Genomic DNA, 15,299 nt, shown 5'->3' with positions numbered 1-15,299 from the left:
ATGTTCAAATCTTCCATAGATACTATTGAGCAGTTTAAAGAAATACTTTTACAACTTCCAGAAGAGTGCTATGCACAGTCATGTGAAGTACTCTCTAATGCAACTATTGGTCAACACACCAGACATGTTATCGAATTATACTTATGTCTGATTAATGGATATGAAGGAGCTGATGTATCTTATGACAAGCGTGAGCGAAATCATAGAATTGAACAAGAACTACCATTTGCCATTGAACAATTACAATTGATTCAATCAAGTCTGGAAAGACCCAATAAATCAGTAAAAGTGACCTACGAATTGGGTGATTCGGATACTTGTTTGGAATCTAATTATTATCGAGAGGTGATGTACAATTTGGAGCATACCATACACCATCATGCTCTTATTAAGGTAGGTATTAGACATTTTTGCACAATGGAACTACCCGAATCGTTTGGAGTTGCTCCTTCAACCATGCAACATAGAGCAGCATGTGTACAGTAAGCTTCATTTCTAGAAATAATAATTATTTCATCACTTCAAACCGTGATGAACATATTTCGCGGCCCGTAGCATTTGAGCCAAAGGAAGAAATAATAAATACTACTAAAGTGCTTTTTCCCAAGGACCCAAAAGCTGGTGGAACATGGTTCGCTTTAAATGAAAATGGGGTTGTTGCAGTAGTATTGAATGGGGCGTTTAAAAAACATGAATCCAAAGGAAATTATGCAAAAAGCAGAGGACTTATTTTGTTGGATGTGATTAGCGCGTCCAATCCTGATGCTTTTATAAAAGAGATGGATTTAAACAATATTGAACCTTTTACATTGGTGCTGTTTGATACAGATAAGTTGCAAGAACTTAGATGGGATGGACACCAAAAACATCTCGAGTTATTGGATAAGAGCCAAAGTCATATCTGGTCTTCTGCTACCCTATACGATGAAGAGGCCATAGCCCATAGAGCTAACCTTTTCAGTAAGTTCATAGGTAGCAATACGGATATTCTGGCTTCAGATGTTGTTGATTTTCACTCTAACAATCATGAAGATTATGAAAACGGATTTATTATCGATAGAAATACCGGACTGAAGACCTTTAGTGTAACCCAAGCGATTTTGGGTAATGAAGAGTCCGTTTTAAAGCACTTAGATCTATTCAATAATAAAAAGTATGTTGTGCCCTTTTCACCAAATCAACTTGTAACAAAATGAAACCTTGGAGATTAAAACTTCATAAACTAATACATTGGGAATATTGGCCTTTATGGGCAATTTATTACCCCTTGTTTCCCGTTTGGTTGTACTTCTCCATTAAAGCACGTTCTTTTTTCTTTTTCAATGCTGCCAATCCATCCATGAAAAACGGAGGAATGGCCATGGAATCAAAAATGGAAATTTATAATATGATTCCACAACAATACATCCCCAAGACCGTATTCATTTCTAAGGAGGAGACTCCAAAATTAGCTTTGGAAAAGGTATTGGTTGAAGGAATTAGATTCCCGTTCATAGCTAAACCAGACATTGGTATGAAGGCGTTTGGAGTGGATAAGATTCATAACAAAGATGAGTTTAAAGATTACTTTTTAAGGAACCCAGAACATTTTTTAATTCAAGAATTAATACCCTACGCCAATGAAGTTGGAATTTTCTATGTTAGAAAACCTGGTGAGGAAAAAGGGGAAATTACAGGAATAGTATCCAAACTGTTTTTATCTGTTTTGGGAGATGGAAAAAGTTCAATTTTGGAACTCATAAAAAAAGACCCAAGAAGTCATTTACAATTAGAAGCTTTACAAAAGAAGTTTGGTTTTAAACTGAATATGGTGTTGGATAAGGGTAAGGAGTTTATTTTGGTTCCATATGGTAGCCATACGCGAGGGGCTAAATTTATTGACGATACCCATAGATTGAATGAAGGGCTTTTGCATACCATAGACAGTATTTGTTCAAAAATTGAAGGATTTCATTACGGGCGCTTAGATGTACTGCACAGCTCCATTGAAGAACTTTCCGAAGGGAAAAATTTCAGTATTATTGAGATTAATGGAGCAGGGGGAGAGGCCACACATATTTATGATCCCAAACACTCTTTGTTTTTTGCGTGGAAAGAAATCACAAGGCATTGGAGTATGCTAAATAACATTAGTATAATAAACCATAAAAAAGGGTATTCTTATCTAAGTTTTAAGGATGGTAGGGCTATGCTCAGAGCTAATGGAGAATTAGAAGCACAATTAAAAGTGATTTAGTATGAAAACGAAAAATAATATTTTTGGCTTACTTTTTTGTGTTTCCAGTTTATCGCTTTGCTATGCCCAAGATTCAGATTCATCAAAAAAACAAACCGATTTGGGTGTTTCTATTCAGGTATACCCCGCGGGGATTATCCCTACGGTAAATTTGGAACACTATTTAAATGAAAAGTCCTCTTTGGTGTTTCGCTTAGGTGCTAATTTTGTTGATAGACAAGATTTTAGCGATGTTAATCTTACCGAAGAAGGTGAAGGTTTTGGTGGTTCTGTTGGGTTTAGAAGGCATTTTCCATCGGGAAAAGGAAAGTTTGTAGCTGGACTTAATCTTGATGTTTGGAGTCTTAACATAGATTGGACCGATGATAATGGACCTAATGGAAATGTACAACCTGGCAGCACATATACGTTAGTGGTACAACCTTGGTTGGAAGGTGGATATTTCTTGCGCATTAAGAATACAAAATCTCAAATTGGTCTTACACTTGGATTTGGTAGAGAAATCAATGCAATAACAAGTGGGGATGAGGTTGAACAAGGTTTTATTGCAAGTGTCTTGTTACAATATCAATTTTCGCTTTAATTCTTATAATTTTTAAGAGCTTCTCTAAAAAACTGAACTACAATTTCTTCATTTGTTTCTGAAGCAGGTAAAACGGCTCCTTTAAACCCGTCATTCAGCCATTTTCCATGAGATAGGTTTTCAAAAGTTGAAGTATCCAAGCTATCATGACCTAAATATCCACTGATGTAAAAATAGTGTTCATTAATCATGGAATCCGGAATGGACAATCCCATACCTACAGATTTTTCTGAGTTATCCAATTTTGAAAATGCTCCGGAATCAAAATGATGGGGCCAAATTCGAATATCAGAAGTCAATTGTTCTTTTTCCAAAAATGATTTTAGTGCATTTTGCGCCAGTGTTCGTAACCCAATTAATTCTTTCACATCCGACTTTTCAAATTTATCAGTTGGATTCATACTATAAGGCATATCGTAATGTAAGTCAAACTGATATGGCTTTTCAAATCCAAGGGTTTTGGAAGTCTGGCTTAACCAGTTCACTATTTCTTCATGGGTTTTTCCATCTAATAAAAAGGAGTTGCTTTCATGGGATTTCCACTCTAGTGAAAATTGCTCATAGTTTAGGCAGAGTTTTGTGCCTGTATAATCCAAAGGCCAAGTTTGAATACTTTTTTCTTCAACAGAAAATCCTAGATTAGTATGGCTATCATCTGCTTTAGCTTCTAAAAAGCTTTTTGCCGCTGTAGCCAAATATTGGGCTGCCAAATGCAATTGTTGAGTCATTTTAATGGTTTTTAGTGTCCTTACCAATTAAAAGTAGGGATTTAGGTATGTTCCTTACTATTAAAAGCGGTTTAAGTAAAATGTAAAACCTATTTTCCTAGTTCCTTTTGTCCTTAATGGATTTCATAATGATAGGCGCATGGATTCTGGAGTTTTCAATAAACCATTTATGGGTTTCCATACCCCCACAGATAACCCCTGCAAGATAAAGCCCTCCAATATTGGATTCCATGGTGTCTGGATTATAATTTGGCAATCGCTTTTCATCTTGAGATAGCTCGATTCCCAGTTTTTCTAGAAATTCAAAATTGGGCATATAACCTGTGAGTGCTAGAACGAAGTCATTTTTTAGGGTAACAGTTCCATCAGGAGTCTTAACGAGTATTTCAGCGAGTGTAATTTCCTCTACAGAGGCATTGTAATAGGCCTTAATGCTACCTTCGTTAATTCTGTTTATAATGTCTGGGCGTACCCAATATTTAACACGTTGGCCCACCTCTGGCCCTCGAATAATTAAACTGACCTCAGCACCTTTTCGGTAACATTCCAAAGCAGCATCAATAGCGGAATTGCTAGCACCCACAACGGCCAATTTCTGGCTGGCATAAAAATGGGGGTCTTTGTAGTAATGAGAGACTTTGGGTAAATCCTCACCTGGAACATTTAGATTGTTTGGTAAGTCATAAAAACCTGTAGCCACCACAATGTTCTTTGCAGTATATTGATTTTTATTGGTTGTTATTGAAAAAGAGTTGTTATTTTTTTTAACCTCCATCACCTTTTCAAATAAATGAATATTCAACTGGTTAGAAGTAACAATTCTCCTATAATATTCTAAAGCTTCATTCCGCTTGGGCTTGGCTTCTTTGCTAATAAATGGGATATCATCAATTTCCAGCTTTTCCGAAGAAGAAAAAAACTGCATGTTGATTGGGTAATTGAAAAGTGAATTTACAATAGGTCCTTTTTCAATAATTAAGAATGAGACGCCTTGTTTTTTTGCTTCTAAACCACAGGCAATACCAATAGGGCCTCCACCAATTATAATAACATCAAAATCTTGCATTAAGCAATCTGTTCTTTAAGATTTTTGATAGTCGCTGTAGGATTTTCGCTTTTAAAGACAAAACTGCCTGCAACCAAAACATCCGCACCAGCATCCACCAATTTTTTGGCATTAGTCGCATTTACCCCTCCATCAATTTCAATAAGGGCCTTAGAATTTTTCTTTTCAATTAGATTTTTTAAATCACTTACTTTTTGGTAGGTGTTTTCAATAAAAGATTGACCTCCAAAACCAGGGTTTACACTCATCATACAAATCAAGTCTATATCTTGGATTGTATCTTCCAATAAACGTACAGAAGTATGCGGATTTAGAGCCACTCCAGCTTTCATGCCCTCTGCTTTTATAGCTTGTAGAGTTCTGTGCAAATGTGTACAAGCTTCGTAATGTACAGATAAAATAGAGGCGCCCAAATTAGCAAATGTTTTAATATACCTATCTGGATCAACGATCATTAAATGTACATCCAATGGTTTGGTGGCATGTTGGGCAATTGCTTTTACCACTGGCATTCCGTAAGAAATATTGGGAACAAAAACGCCATCCATAACATCTATATGATGCCAGTCGGCATCACTTTGGTTGACCATTTCAACATCTCGTTGTAGGTTTCCGAAATCCGCAGCTAATAGGGAAGGGGCTACTATTTTTGTGCTCATAGTGCTCTTTTGAGAAATATTCTACAAAAGTAGCGAAATGAAATGGTTCGTTTGCGATTCTCTATTGGGTGCAAAGTTGGACTACTAACCCAAATCTATTAATTTGGTAAAAAAAAGACCTTGAATACCATCAGTGTTTATATAAAACCCGTTTATGGTTCCACTTTCATTTCTTTTAAAAACAATACTTCCAAATTGAAGGGTATTACTTCTAAACACATCTTTTATGACAGGGAAGAACTCTATTTCCAGGTTTTCAGGGCCTTGCACAACTAGTGTATCATTTTGGATACTAAAGGTATATATGCTGTTCAATTCTTTAATATGGAAGCTACCAGTGTATTGTTTTAATTCCTCTTTATTATAGGTGATCGGTTGGTATTTTTTATATCGATATGGAGTGCCTATGCCAGACGCAACATCATATACCTGTTGTTCATCTTCTTTGGTAAAGGAAAAGGTAATGATATCATCACTTTCTACTTTTAATTGAAAACCTCCCTCGTTTATCAAGGGAATTGTTGCAAGCCCTTGATCCTGTCCTAATCTGGCATACCGTAAAGTATCACCTTCAACATAGAATCGCCTTGCAAGTGCGCGATCAGAATTCCAATAATGTCCCTCGTACTCTTTTAGTTTGGAAACAGTTAGTTTTTGTGATTTTATTTTGCTGATATCGACAGTGCTTGGTTCTGGGTATTCTTTTTCTATAAAGTGATTGGCCATTAGCATAGCAGGCATTCCATTATATCTGTCATTGTTTCCAAGAACAAAAGATGTAAGGTTTTGCTCAGGAAATCGAAATACATTGGCGCCGTAACCTCCAACCAAACCATATTGCCAATAGGCGGGCAGGCCACGTTCTAGATGAAAAAACGATTGCCCCAATGTCATCTGACCCCATGATGATTTATAGGTGGAACCATCGTTTAAAGTAACTGGTTTATCCAATTGTTGTATCAACTCAACAAGCTCGGATTTGGTTGAGGTGGTGAATTTCTTATACCAATTCAAAAGATCTTCTGCAGTGGTAAACAAATTTGTGGGACCAGCATTACTTAAATTCAGCGCTTTGTTTTTGAACCCTTCACCATCAATTTGATAAGAATATGCCATATTGGGAATCTTGGCGTTATAATCTTCATTAAAAAGTGTATTGTGCATTTCTAGAGGTTCAAAAACATGTTGCCTTGCAAAAGTTGTCAAAGATTCACCTGAGACCTTTGAAATGACCTCGGCCAGCAGTGTAGTTTCCGTTTTAGAAAGCATGTAAGAGAATTGAGTGCCTGGTATAAAATTTAACTGTTTTTGACTGCTTATCAGGTGCAATGCATCATTATGGGTGAATACATCATCCTCTTCCTTCCCGAGCAGGGTTTTAATAACTTCATAATCATTTAAACCACTAGAATGATTGATTAAATGCTCTATCCTTAGTGGATGTTTATAGTTTGGAAGTTGGGGAATAAATTTCTGAACGGAGTCACTAAGTGATAACCTCCCCATTTTTTCTAAAAGCAGGACAGACAGAACCGTAAATTGTCTGGATAAGTGGCCTACCTGAAACTTTGTCTGTTGATCAATGGCTCTATTGCTTTCTAGATTGGCAGTGCCAAACCCTTTTAAATATTGAATGTTGTCCCCATAAATAAGTCCTGCAGCCACTCCTGGCTTGTTGCTTTGGTCCCATTCACTAAAAATACTGTCAATACGCTGTTCCTCTATGTTTGATAATTGAGATTGCCCATTTGCACTTATAAACAGGAAGAAAATGATAAAAAATATTTTTTGATACATTTTTTGCTTTCCTTGGATGAATGCTATAAGTAACAGGTGTGCTACGCTTGTTGATTTTTGATTTTTCATTCAGGGTAGTTTTTAAAGGTGAATGATTTATGTATGATTTTCCATTTACTATTTACTTTTAAGAGCATTAAATAGTCTGTGTAGATCCGTTTTCTTGCTGGCATTAAAATTTCAATTTTTGCAATGGCAGCATTCCCTTCAAAATCAATAGATAACACTTTACCAATACGATTACTTTTTCTTCCCGGCTTAACATTGCCTATGTATTGTTTTCCAGACCATACATGGAGAGAATCATTTTTGACAAAGTATAAATTGAAATCTTCATGAAAAGCTTGTTTTAATCTTTCCGGTTCACCATTGGACGTACCCTCTATATAGTCATAGAGCGTTTTATTGATTTTTGTGATATCAGATTGTGAATGCGTTAAAAGAATTCCTGCAAACAACAGGAACAAGGTCATTGTTTTCTTCATTTTGTATTTTTTTCTAGAGCTTTAATGATTTTTTTGGCGACTGAAACCGCTGCAGTTGGGTCTTGACCGGTAATTAACCTTCCATCTGCAATGGAATAATTGTCCCACCCTTCTTTGGAATAGGTGAAATCTCCTCCACGAGTTTTAATTTCCTGTTCAATTGAGAAGGGGAATTGCTTATAATATTCGGCTTCCATATTTTCAAATTGATCTGGAAACCCATTAACTTTTTTTCCTTCATATAGAAATTTTCCGTCTATGGTTTTAAGGTTTACCAATCCAGCAGTACCATGGCATATAGCAGAGACAATGCCATCATTTTTTTCATAAATATCCATGGCAATCTTCTGTATGGCCTCATTTTCTGGTACACCGAACATAGCCGCCCCTCCACCTCCAAAATAGACAGCAGCATAGTTTGAAGACACAATAGCTTCTGGCTTTTTTGTATGCTTAAGAAGTTCCATGAACTCAAAATCATATAAATAGTTCTTCTGGATAGAATCTGAAGTGCTTATATAACCAATAGGTATGGCACCACCCTTTGGACTTACAAAATCAATAAGATATCCTTTGTGTTTTAGAACATCGTAGGCCAGAACTATTTCAGCAAAATGGTTGGATGCATTTATATCTGTATCTCCATAAGTATGTTGATTTGAAACAACAAATAGAATTCTATTGTTTTTTTGACTGAGGCTGTTCTGGGAATTAATTGACTCTGAATTTGTGTCTTCTGCCGTGTTCTTGCAACTAAGGGATAGCGCAAAAATCAAAATGTAAAAAAGGATGTTTCTCATTACGGATACTTTTATCGGCAATATGAGATTTCCTTCCTTTATTGGGATTTTAGGTTATAAAGTAGAAGTTCGGATTTATAAATATGAACCCTGCAACTTCTCTTTGAATTTGGCAGGTGTAGTACCAGTAAATTTTTTAAAAGTGGTGTAAAATGTTGATTTTGAGTTAAAACCACATTCGTAGCCAATAGTCTCTAAAGTAATGTTTGTATGGGATGCAATCAGTTGTTGTGCTTTTTCAATTCTATGTTCGTTTATGTACAAAGGAAAACTCTTACCCATATTATCATTCAACAATTGTGATAATTGGTGAACCGAGATTTGCAGTTTTTTTGCTAAATCTGAAGACTTTATATTGGCATCTTTAAATGGTTCATCTTCTTTCATGAAATGATTTAAGCGTTTTATGAGTATATCGGCTTGGGTATTATTGATCCTTTTATCAGCATATTTTTGATTTGGAACAAATAGGTTGACACTTTTTTTCTTATTTAGAAATACCAATATCATAAGAATGTAAAAAAGAAAGGAAAAAGTTAATGCACCTACAATGTAATACGTGTAATTAGTAAAGAAATATGCTGCCCAAATTGCGAGGTTTCCAACAAGGATACTTAAAATCCATATTTCTTGAGTATTCAACTTTCTTGGTTGATCAACCAGTTTTTCCAATTTTTCTCGGAGAACCCAAGCTGATGCTATAATATAAAAAAACCATTGAAGATAAATTCCATGAATAATATATGGTCGCCAAATTTCAGTATTGGTCTCAAAAGGATACAGATAACCTACAATGATTATTATCGGGAGTAGGGCAAGAATGTGATACTTCCAATAATTGCGGATGTTACTTTGAGGTTGAACTATGGATTTTATATAGAAATATAGAAAAGGACCAATAAAAAAACAGGCTGAGAGTCCTATTTGCAAGTAAATAAATGATAAGTCCGGTTTAAAATAGAAAAATACTGATTTTCCAATCCTAACACTCATCATTAACAGGAGCAGTCCAAGAAACCGGTTTGCAATGTGCTTTGGTTTGGCAAAACCTAAAAAATAAATTCCCAAACACAAACCATTGAACGCACCCAGAGCACTAAAAAAGAACAAAAGTGTTTGATTCAACTCCATAAACTACTAAAAGGTTCTTAAATCTAAAAATAAGCATTTTAGAAGAGGTTTGTTTCCTCTGCAATGGTATGTATTTCTTATTGAAGCTGTCTTAGTCCCTCATAGGTAACTATGCTCACTGCATTTGCTAAATTTAGACTACGGATGTGATCGCTATAAAGGGGAATCTTGTAAAGTTTTTCTCTATTGGTTTCTATGATTTGTTTTGAAAGCCCTACGGACTCCTTTCCAAATACTAAAAACAACTCATCTTTATATGGTATGGACCAATGATTCTTTTCTCCGTGACTAGAGAAATAAACAAAATCTTTGTCTTTGTGAATGGAAAAAAAATCAGCTTCGTTTTCATAAATTGAAATTGAAATATGCTTCCAATAATCTAATCCTGCTCGTTTAAGTCGTTTATCATCGATTTCAAAACCAAATGGTTTTACCAAATGCAGATGAGAATTTGTCGCCAATGCAAGTCTGCCAATATTTCCAGTATTGGTAGGAATCTCAGGCTCTATAAGAACAATATTAAAACTCATATGAAGAAAATTCGCAAATCAGATGTGGTTCAAATATAGAATAGATTTGAAATAAACTTATCCAAATGAAGCAATTTCAATAAATATTCAGTTTAATTGAGGTAGGCGGATTCTGGAAGTATAATTGGGTCACATCTAAGAATTTTTCTACTGCACATTTTACACTGATTGTTTTCTTTTAGTTCTTTTAAAGCCAATTGCATAGGGTCAGGTAAAGTATAGGTATTAGCCGCGCTATAGGCAACTTCGTATCCCATATCCTCAAAAGCAGCAATAGACAATTTGCTTATTGGGTTGTCGCCATCATCTATAAACCCGGTCATTAACTCATTATCAAAAGTAAGTTCACGCCAATGTCCATCGCGAGTTCCTGGTCCGCCAGTATTAGCTAAGGGAACTGGATTTGACTCATCATTGTTGGTTAGAACATTATATTCACGTATTGCATTTGCACCTATGAATACTGGATTTTCTGAGCCTTCATTTGAGATGAGGTTTAAAAATTGTGTAGACCAAAGCGTACCAAAACCTAACACATGGCCCATTTCATGAATAATAACATCTACAAGGCTGTTCTCAGCTTCTAAGCGGGCTAAATCAGCACTATCAAAGCGCATGATGCCTGTTGCTGGCAAAAAGCTTCCAGCTCTAAGTTGTGTAGGCCCAGCTTGGCCAAGAATTCCAGAGGCACCATCAATACTGGCACCTTGGGCATCAATTCTTACATTATCTATGATATCTCCGTTTGCCAGTTGTACTGAAGGTAAATCTCCAGTGATAATTTCTTGCCACCTACAAGCAGCTTCGTCAAAAATTGTTTGTTGACTCTCTGTCAATCCACCTAAAAATCTAACTTCTATGCTAAAACTCATCTTCTCCAATTTTAAAATTCATGTGCAATATGATATATGATCTGAGGTCATTTAAATGCAAAACCAATACTGCGCACAATATTTACGTTCCAAATTGGTAAACACGATGTTAACGAGGATGGAGAAATGTGTTATAAAGTGTTAAAGCCAATAGGTGACTTTAAGTACAATGGACCTGTTTTTGATGCCTAAGCCAGTGGTATCATGATTCTCGTTAAAAATTAGAAATATGTCTGACATTGGACTATATCGCCATTGTAGACGGGAAAAAGCGCTTAGATTATCACCTTGAGTATTGTATTGCAGTACATTTCTGAGGAATAACTTGTTGGAAAAACTGATATCTCCATTGAATCGCACCAAATGCAACTGATCTTCACCAAAACCGTCTGCTAATCGGATATCATTGAAATCATAAGTAATTCCAAAACTTCCCCATGGTCGCAGTCGAAAAGAACCTTGGACCATAGCGCCCATTCTTGTACCATTAAAAAATTCCCCGTAGGCGAGTCGGGTGTTCCATACAAAGGTTTTCCTAACATCAGAATCATACCGTAGTTCAGCCCATGGAAAAGAATAATCACCAACCGGAATTGGGGTATAATCATCACCCAAAAGGCCAGTTGGAAACATCAGGTTTACCTTGCGATACCTTGATAATAGGGTCAATCTAGCTGTATTACGATAATAAAAATCCCATCCAAAGTTATTTTGACTTTCATTGAAAGAGCCATCAGGATTTAAATACATGTTATGCCAAGTGCGAAGTCCATGAGAGTTCAATTTTTTGCTTTCATCGTCGATAAAGGTGAGATACCGAACCCATGGGTTGATCAGTGTGTAGCCCATTCGTGTGGTTTCTTCTGTTATGGCATTATAATTTTCGAGCCTTGGATTAACCCCTAATTCGGTAATATAGTTATCGCCAATTACATTAAAAACCCACCCAGATCGAAAGCGTTTAGAGGTAAAGGAGCCGACAAATCCATAAAAATGGGTGTCCTTGTAGTTTTCAGGAGTTAAGGAGGTATGGTATAAAAAAGTGGTGTTTAATTTTCCGCTTTCTGATATATAGCTGAATTCCAGCCCTGCATTTCTGGAATATTCTAAAACTTGGGTAGTACTTGTAGCCTGTCTATTCATGAAAATACCCTTGATTACAGATCGTTTCAATACTTTTTGTTGAAAAGCGCCGACACTATAGTTCTGTGCGGCAAAATCATCGGTTTTTCGTGTTTGCACGTTCATTACACCAATTCTTAGACTTGGAGTAACATTCCCAGTGAGTCGCCCACCAAAATCTATTGGCGTGGGTTCACCATTGTTGATTCCAATCCGCCGGGAGAAAAATGGTCGAACATCATAACTGCCAAAACTTGAAAAGATATCGCTATTTTCTAGAAAAAAGTTTCGTTGCTCAGGAAGAAAAATACTGAATCTGGTTATGTTTGTTACCTGCTGATCGACATCAGCATTGGAGAAATCCGGAAACAATGTTAAATCCAGATTAAGATTGCTGGTCAACGCAATTTTAACTTCTCCACCAATATCATTATTAAAATCAGCCTCCAACTGTTCACTGTCTTCAAAATCCCTAATAGAAGACGAGGTAACATACGGATTGAAAATAAAGGCACCTTTGGCTTTTTCTGGACTTCTATCCCATAGTAAAGTACCCATGAAATTCATACTTGCGGTACTAAAATTTAATGGATATAGCGTCCAGGTAGTGTAGGCATTATTTTGCTTGTCTCCTCGAATAAAATTTATGCCCCAATTACTTTGGTTTGGATTGTATCGAAGCGTTTTAAAAGGAATGGCCATTTCCACAATCCAATAATCATCATATTGTGCAATTTTGGATGTCCATTTGTTATCCCAATTTTCAGAAAAATCAGTCTGCGATCCTTGAATAGTTAAATCGCCTTCTATTTCTGAACCACCAGCTGTAACTCCAAACAAAAAACCACTCTGCTTATTGTTTACAGGATCTAATACAATGGAGAAGTTATCACTGTCCCAGTAATCTTGGCGGTTATCCCGCATTAAGGACTGAACGATACGTTTACCTTTATCATAGCATTTGGCCATAACATAAAGGTTCTGATTGTCATAAGTAAGTTTGACTTCAGTTTGGTTTTCTGCATAACCGGTATCTGTTGGCCAATGATTGTAAAAACTTGATGTAGTGTCATACGCTTCCCACTCATTTTCTCCAGCAATACCATCTAATTGAATAGGAGCAACGGTTTTTTGGATGGTGTATTTAAAAAGTGACCTAGTATCGCCCTCTCCATTTTGAGTAAAGCCAATTAGGGAAATGAGCAAGAAGCATGATGACAAAACAATTTTCATAAACTGTTCGTTTTTTGATGATACTCAAAGAACACGGTCTTTAAAATGATTATCAAATGCTTTTTGGGAATGCCATTTTTAAACTGGTAAATGACTTTAAGTGGCGGTTTGTCGCCGAAAGGCCAGATAATGTTGTCGAAAATGTGAAGAGAGATGCACTGGGAACGGATTTAAGGAATGCTTAACAACGTTTGTCACCTTTATCTGGAACGGTCTTGAAGTATAGTTAATGCCTGAGATCGGTAATTTCTACCAATAGGTAACTCTTTTCCATTAATTTCTACCATAATACTATTGAATGCAGTCACTTTCTCTGCGGATACGATAAAGGACCTATGAATTCTAATAAACTGTTTTGATGGTAGTTTTTCGGCCAAATAACCAATGCGTTGTGTAGTTGTAACTTCTTGGGATCCAATATGGATAATGACCTTGTCATTCAAGCTTTCCAAATATAGAATATTGGATAAATCCAATTTAACCACCTTTCTTTGGGTCTTTATATATAGTAATTCTGATTCAGTTTCTGACCTATCGTCTTTTGTACGTTCTTGGGTTTGGGTTTCATTTTGTGGTGAAGAAGCACTCCCTGTTAAGTATTTGTTTGCTTTAGCCACGGTCTTCATAAAGCGACCTAAAGAAATCGGCTTTAAAAGGTAATCTATAGCATCAAGCTCAAAGGCTTTTATGGCGAATTCCCTATAAGCTGTTGTAAATACTACTAAAGGGATGGGGTTAAGGGACTCAAGGAGTTCCAAGCCATTGATTTTAGGCATTTTAATATCTAAAAAAACAAGATCTATATTTTCTTTTTGAAGGTGTCCAAAAGCTTCAACGGCATTGGTGCAAGCGGCCACTACCTCTAACTGTTCAATTTGATCGGCGTAGTTTTCCAATACATTTCTAGCAAGAGGCTCGTCATCAACTATAATACATCTTATTTTTTTATCCATGCCTTGAATATGAATTTAAGAACTTATTCCACTTAAATCAATTTCCAGTTTCACTAAAAAACTATCAGGCTCTTCTAAAACTTTTAACCGGTGTTTTTCTGGGAAAAATAAGGCTAACCTGCGTTTTACGTTTTTGAGACCAATATTTTTATCACCATCTAAATTTCCACTACTTTCTGAGGAAGCTTTGCTATTTTCCACCATAAATTGTAGTTGTTGGTTCTCGAGTTTAAGGTCTATGTTGATCCAAGAATCGCTAATTAAGGTATCTGCGCCATGTTTGAACGCATTTTCTACAAATGGCAATAAAAGTAATGGAGGGATTAGGCTTTCCTTATTGTCGTCCTTTATTACTGTAGATATGGTTAGGTGTTCACCATATCGTAATCTTTCCAGTTCCACCAGATTCATTAATTGTTCCCATTCCTTATCTACCGTGATTAAGCGGTCATTACACTCATAGAGCATATAATCCAAAAATTTAGATAAACCCAGTACGGCATCAGGTGTTTCGGCAGATTTAGCTAGGGAAAGGGAATAGATGCTATTTAGGGTGTTAAAAAGGAAATGCGGATGTATTTGGGCTTTGAGGAACTTTAGTTCTGTTTCCACTTTTTCTTTTTCCAAAGCTTTGTTTATCTGGTCTTTTTGGAAGATGAAGCGTTGTAATTTAATGGCCATGGCCACAAAAACAGGAATGTAAACCCTAAGTAGCGAGTTAAAGACTTTAGGGGCATACCATACAGGGTCTTTCCAGTACCCTTCTTCATATTGAAACCAGCGATAGAGATAGCGCCAGTTCATGTATCTATCAATTAAAGCCATTGAAATGCCCAATATCAAGGAAAGTACGATGTAGGTCACAATCTTCTTTGGATACAGATACCTGGGCATTAAATAATAAAGCGTGATGTAGGTCGGAATTATCTTCCAGGGTAATAGAAACAGGAGCTGTAGAAATTGATCGCAATAATAATTTCCGTCATAACTACCCCAAAAAACGGTATAGAACAGGATATACGCCAACCAGAATAGGATGTGATAGTGGATCCGGTATTTTGCGTATTGCTGTTGTTCAATCATGCTGGATGAAGTTTCTTCTCA

Annotated in this window: 16 protein-coding genes; 4 read left to right on the top strand and 12 right to left on the bottom strand. The window is 36.3% G+C overall.

Features of this window, described 5'->3' with window-relative positions; all coding sequences use genetic code 11:
- The 4 genes from SJY44_RS16105 to SJY44_RS16090 are packed head-to-tail and all read left to right on the top strand — an operon-like array spanning window position 1 to window position 2,819.
- Window positions 1–486 carry a DinB family protein gene (locus SJY44_RS16105; protein WP_396590491.1) on the top strand — a complete coding sequence of 162 codons (486 nt, stop codon included), beginning with the start codon at window positions 1–3 and terminating at the stop codon, window positions 484–486.
- Window positions 474–1,196, top strand: coding sequence for an NRDE family protein (locus SJY44_RS16100; RefSeq protein ID WP_396590490.1), 723 nt, complete (start codon window positions 474–476; stop codon window positions 1,194–1,196). The genes SJY44_RS16105 and SJY44_RS16100 overlap by 13 nt, the downstream gene beginning before the upstream one ends.
- The gene (locus SJY44_RS16095; RefSeq protein ID WP_396590489.1) at window positions 1,193–2,236 is read left to right on the top strand and encodes a D-alanine--D-alanine ligase; all 1,044 of its coding nucleotides are present in this window, start codon (window positions 1,193–1,195) and stop codon (window positions 2,234–2,236) included. Before SJY44_RS16100 ends, SJY44_RS16095 begins: the two co-directional genes overlap by 4 nt.
- Window position 2,237: 1 nt before the next feature.
- The gene (locus tag SJY44_RS16090) at window positions 2,238–2,819 is read left to right on the top strand and encodes a hypothetical protein (protein ID WP_396590488.1); all 582 of its coding nucleotides are present in this window, start codon (window positions 2,238–2,240) and stop codon (window positions 2,817–2,819) included.
- Here SJY44_RS16090 and SJY44_RS16085 read toward each other — a convergent pair.
- The 12 genes from SJY44_RS16085 to SJY44_RS16030 all read right to left on the bottom strand — a co-directional run bounded on the left by SJY44_RS16085 (window position 2,816) and on the right by SJY44_RS16030 (window position 15,278).
- On the bottom strand, window positions 2,816–3,547 hold the full coding sequence (locus SJY44_RS16085; protein ID WP_396590487.1) for a hypothetical protein: 732 nt from the start codon (window positions 3,545–3,547) through the stop codon (window positions 2,816–2,818). The two genes, SJY44_RS16090 and SJY44_RS16085, sit on opposite strands and share 4 nt — an antisense overlap.
- A 97-nt stretch (window positions 3,548–3,644) precedes the next feature.
- Entirely contained in the window at window positions 3,645–4,613 is a 969-nt protein-coding gene (locus SJY44_RS16080; protein WP_396590486.1) for a YpdA family putative bacillithiol disulfide reductase, read from the bottom strand.
- Complete coding sequence (gene rpe / locus SJY44_RS16075; RefSeq protein ID WP_396590485.1) at window positions 4,613–5,272, bottom strand: ribulose-phosphate 3-epimerase; 660 nt, start codon at window positions 5,270–5,272, stop codon at window positions 4,613–4,615. Before rpe ends, SJY44_RS16080 begins: the two co-directional genes overlap by 1 nt.
- Before the next feature lie 84 nt (window positions 5,273–5,356).
- On the bottom strand, window positions 5,357–7,138 hold the full coding sequence (locus SJY44_RS16070) for a serine hydrolase domain-containing protein (RefSeq protein WP_396590484.1): 1,782 nt from the start codon (window positions 7,136–7,138) through the stop codon (window positions 5,357–5,359).
- Window positions 7,135–7,554 (bottom strand): nuclear transport factor 2 family protein, encoded by a 420-nt coding sequence (locus tag SJY44_RS16065; protein ID WP_396590483.1) that lies wholly within the window; start codon window positions 7,552–7,554, stop codon window positions 7,135–7,137. Before SJY44_RS16065 ends, SJY44_RS16070 begins: the two co-directional genes overlap by 4 nt.
- On the bottom strand, window positions 7,551–8,354 hold the full coding sequence (locus tag SJY44_RS16060) for a type 1 glutamine amidotransferase domain-containing protein (RefSeq protein ID WP_396590482.1): 804 nt from the start codon (window positions 8,352–8,354) through the stop codon (window positions 7,551–7,553). The genes SJY44_RS16065 and SJY44_RS16060 overlap by 4 nt, the downstream gene beginning before the upstream one ends.
- Before the next feature lie 75 nt (window positions 8,355–8,429).
- Window positions 8,430–9,485 carry a helix-turn-helix domain-containing protein gene (locus SJY44_RS16055; RefSeq protein ID WP_396590481.1) on the bottom strand — a complete coding sequence of 352 codons (1,056 nt, stop codon included), beginning with the start codon at window positions 9,483–9,485 and terminating at the stop codon, window positions 8,430–8,432.
- A gap of 77 nt (window positions 9,486–9,562) precedes the next feature.
- Entirely contained in the window at window positions 9,563–10,015 is a 453-nt protein-coding gene (locus tag SJY44_RS16050) for a tRNA (cytidine(34)-2'-O)-methyltransferase (protein WP_298930129.1), read from the bottom strand.
- Between the two features lie 92 nt (window positions 10,016–10,107).
- Window positions 10,108–10,887 carry a leishmanolysin-related zinc metalloendopeptidase gene (locus SJY44_RS16045; RefSeq protein WP_396590480.1) on the bottom strand — a complete coding sequence of 260 codons (780 nt, stop codon included), beginning with the start codon at window positions 10,885–10,887 and terminating at the stop codon, window positions 10,108–10,110.
- A 141-nt stretch (window positions 10,888–11,028) separates the two neighbouring features.
- On the bottom strand, window positions 11,029–13,242 hold the full coding sequence (locus SJY44_RS16040; protein ID WP_396590479.1) for a DUF5916 domain-containing protein: 2,214 nt from the start codon (window positions 13,240–13,242) through the stop codon (window positions 11,029–11,031).
- A gap of 200 nt (window positions 13,243–13,442) precedes the next feature.
- Window positions 13,443–14,195 (bottom strand): LytR/AlgR family response regulator transcription factor, encoded by a 753-nt coding sequence (locus SJY44_RS16035; protein ID WP_396590478.1) that lies wholly within the window; start codon window positions 14,193–14,195, stop codon window positions 13,443–13,445.
- Window positions 14,196–14,210: 15 nt separating this feature from the next.
- Window positions 14,211–15,278, bottom strand: coding sequence for a sensor histidine kinase (locus SJY44_RS16030; protein ID WP_396590477.1), 1,068 nt, complete (start codon window positions 15,276–15,278; stop codon window positions 14,211–14,213).
- Between the last annotated feature and the right edge of the window lie 21 nt (window positions 15,279–15,299).

Source organism: Allomuricauda sp. R78024, from assembly GCF_044596045.1.
Classification (GTDB): Bacteria; Bacteroidota; Bacteroidia; order Flavobacteriales; family Flavobacteriaceae; genus Flagellimonas.
The sequence above is the reverse complement of the archived record's forward strand: the minus strand, read 5'-3'. Positions and strand labels throughout refer to the sequence as shown.

What these genes read in the sequence shown, in the direction of transcription:
- SJY44_RS16105 (WP_396590491.1), top strand. Translation starts at nt 1, where the DNA reads ATGTTCAAATCTTCCATAGATACTATTGAGCAGTTTAAAGAAATACTT.
- SJY44_RS16100 (WP_396590490.1), top strand. Translation starts at nt 474, where the DNA reads ATGTGTACAGTAAGCTTCATTTCTAGAAATAATAATTATTTCATCACT.
- SJY44_RS16095 (WP_396590489.1), top strand. Translation starts at nt 1,193, where the DNA reads ATGAAACCTTGGAGATTAAAACTTCATAAACTAATACATTGGGAATAT.
- SJY44_RS16090 (WP_396590488.1), top strand. Translation starts at nt 2,238, where the DNA reads ATGAAAACGAAAAATAATATTTTTGGCTTACTTTTTTGTGTTTCCAGT.
- SJY44_RS16085 (WP_396590487.1), bottom strand. Translation starts at nt 3,547, where the DNA reads ATGACTCAACAATTGCATTTGGCAGCCCAATATTTGGCTACAGCGGCA.
- SJY44_RS16080 (WP_396590486.1), bottom strand. Translation starts at nt 4,613, where the DNA reads ATGCAAGATTTTGATGTTATTATAATTGGTGGAGGCCCTATTGGTATT.
- rpe (WP_396590485.1), bottom strand. Translation starts at nt 5,272, where the DNA reads ATGAGCACAAAAATAGTAGCCCCTTCCCTATTAGCTGCGGATTTCGGA.
- SJY44_RS16070 (WP_396590484.1), bottom strand. Translation starts at nt 7,138, where the DNA reads ATGAAAAATCAAAAATCAACAAGCGTAGCACACCTGTTACTTATAGCA.
- SJY44_RS16065 (WP_396590483.1), bottom strand. Translation starts at nt 7,554, where the DNA reads ATGAAGAAAACAATGACCTTGTTCCTGTTGTTTGCAGGAATTCTTTTA.
- SJY44_RS16060 (WP_396590482.1), bottom strand. Translation starts at nt 8,354, where the DNA reads ATGAGAAACATCCTTTTTTACATTTTGATTTTTGCGCTATCCCTTAGT.
- SJY44_RS16055 (WP_396590481.1), bottom strand. Translation starts at nt 9,485, where the DNA reads ATGGAGTTGAATCAAACACTTTTGTTCTTTTTTAGTGCTCTGGGTGCG.
- SJY44_RS16050 (WP_298930129.1), bottom strand. Translation starts at nt 10,015, where the DNA reads ATGAGTTTTAATATTGTTCTTATAGAGCCTGAGATTCCTACCAATACT.
- SJY44_RS16045 (WP_396590480.1), bottom strand. Translation starts at nt 10,887, where the DNA reads ATGAGTTTTAGCATAGAAGTTAGATTTTTAGGTGGATTGACAGAGAGT.
- SJY44_RS16040 (WP_396590479.1), bottom strand. Translation starts at nt 13,242, where the DNA reads ATGAAAATTGTTTTGTCATCATGCTTCTTGCTCATTTCCCTAATTGGC.
- SJY44_RS16035 (WP_396590478.1), bottom strand. Translation starts at nt 14,195, where the DNA reads ATGGATAAAAAAATAAGATGTATTATAGTTGATGACGAGCCTCTTGCT.
- SJY44_RS16030 (WP_396590477.1), bottom strand. Translation starts at nt 15,278, where the DNA reads ATGATTGAACAACAGCAATACGCAAAATACCGGATCCACTATCACATC.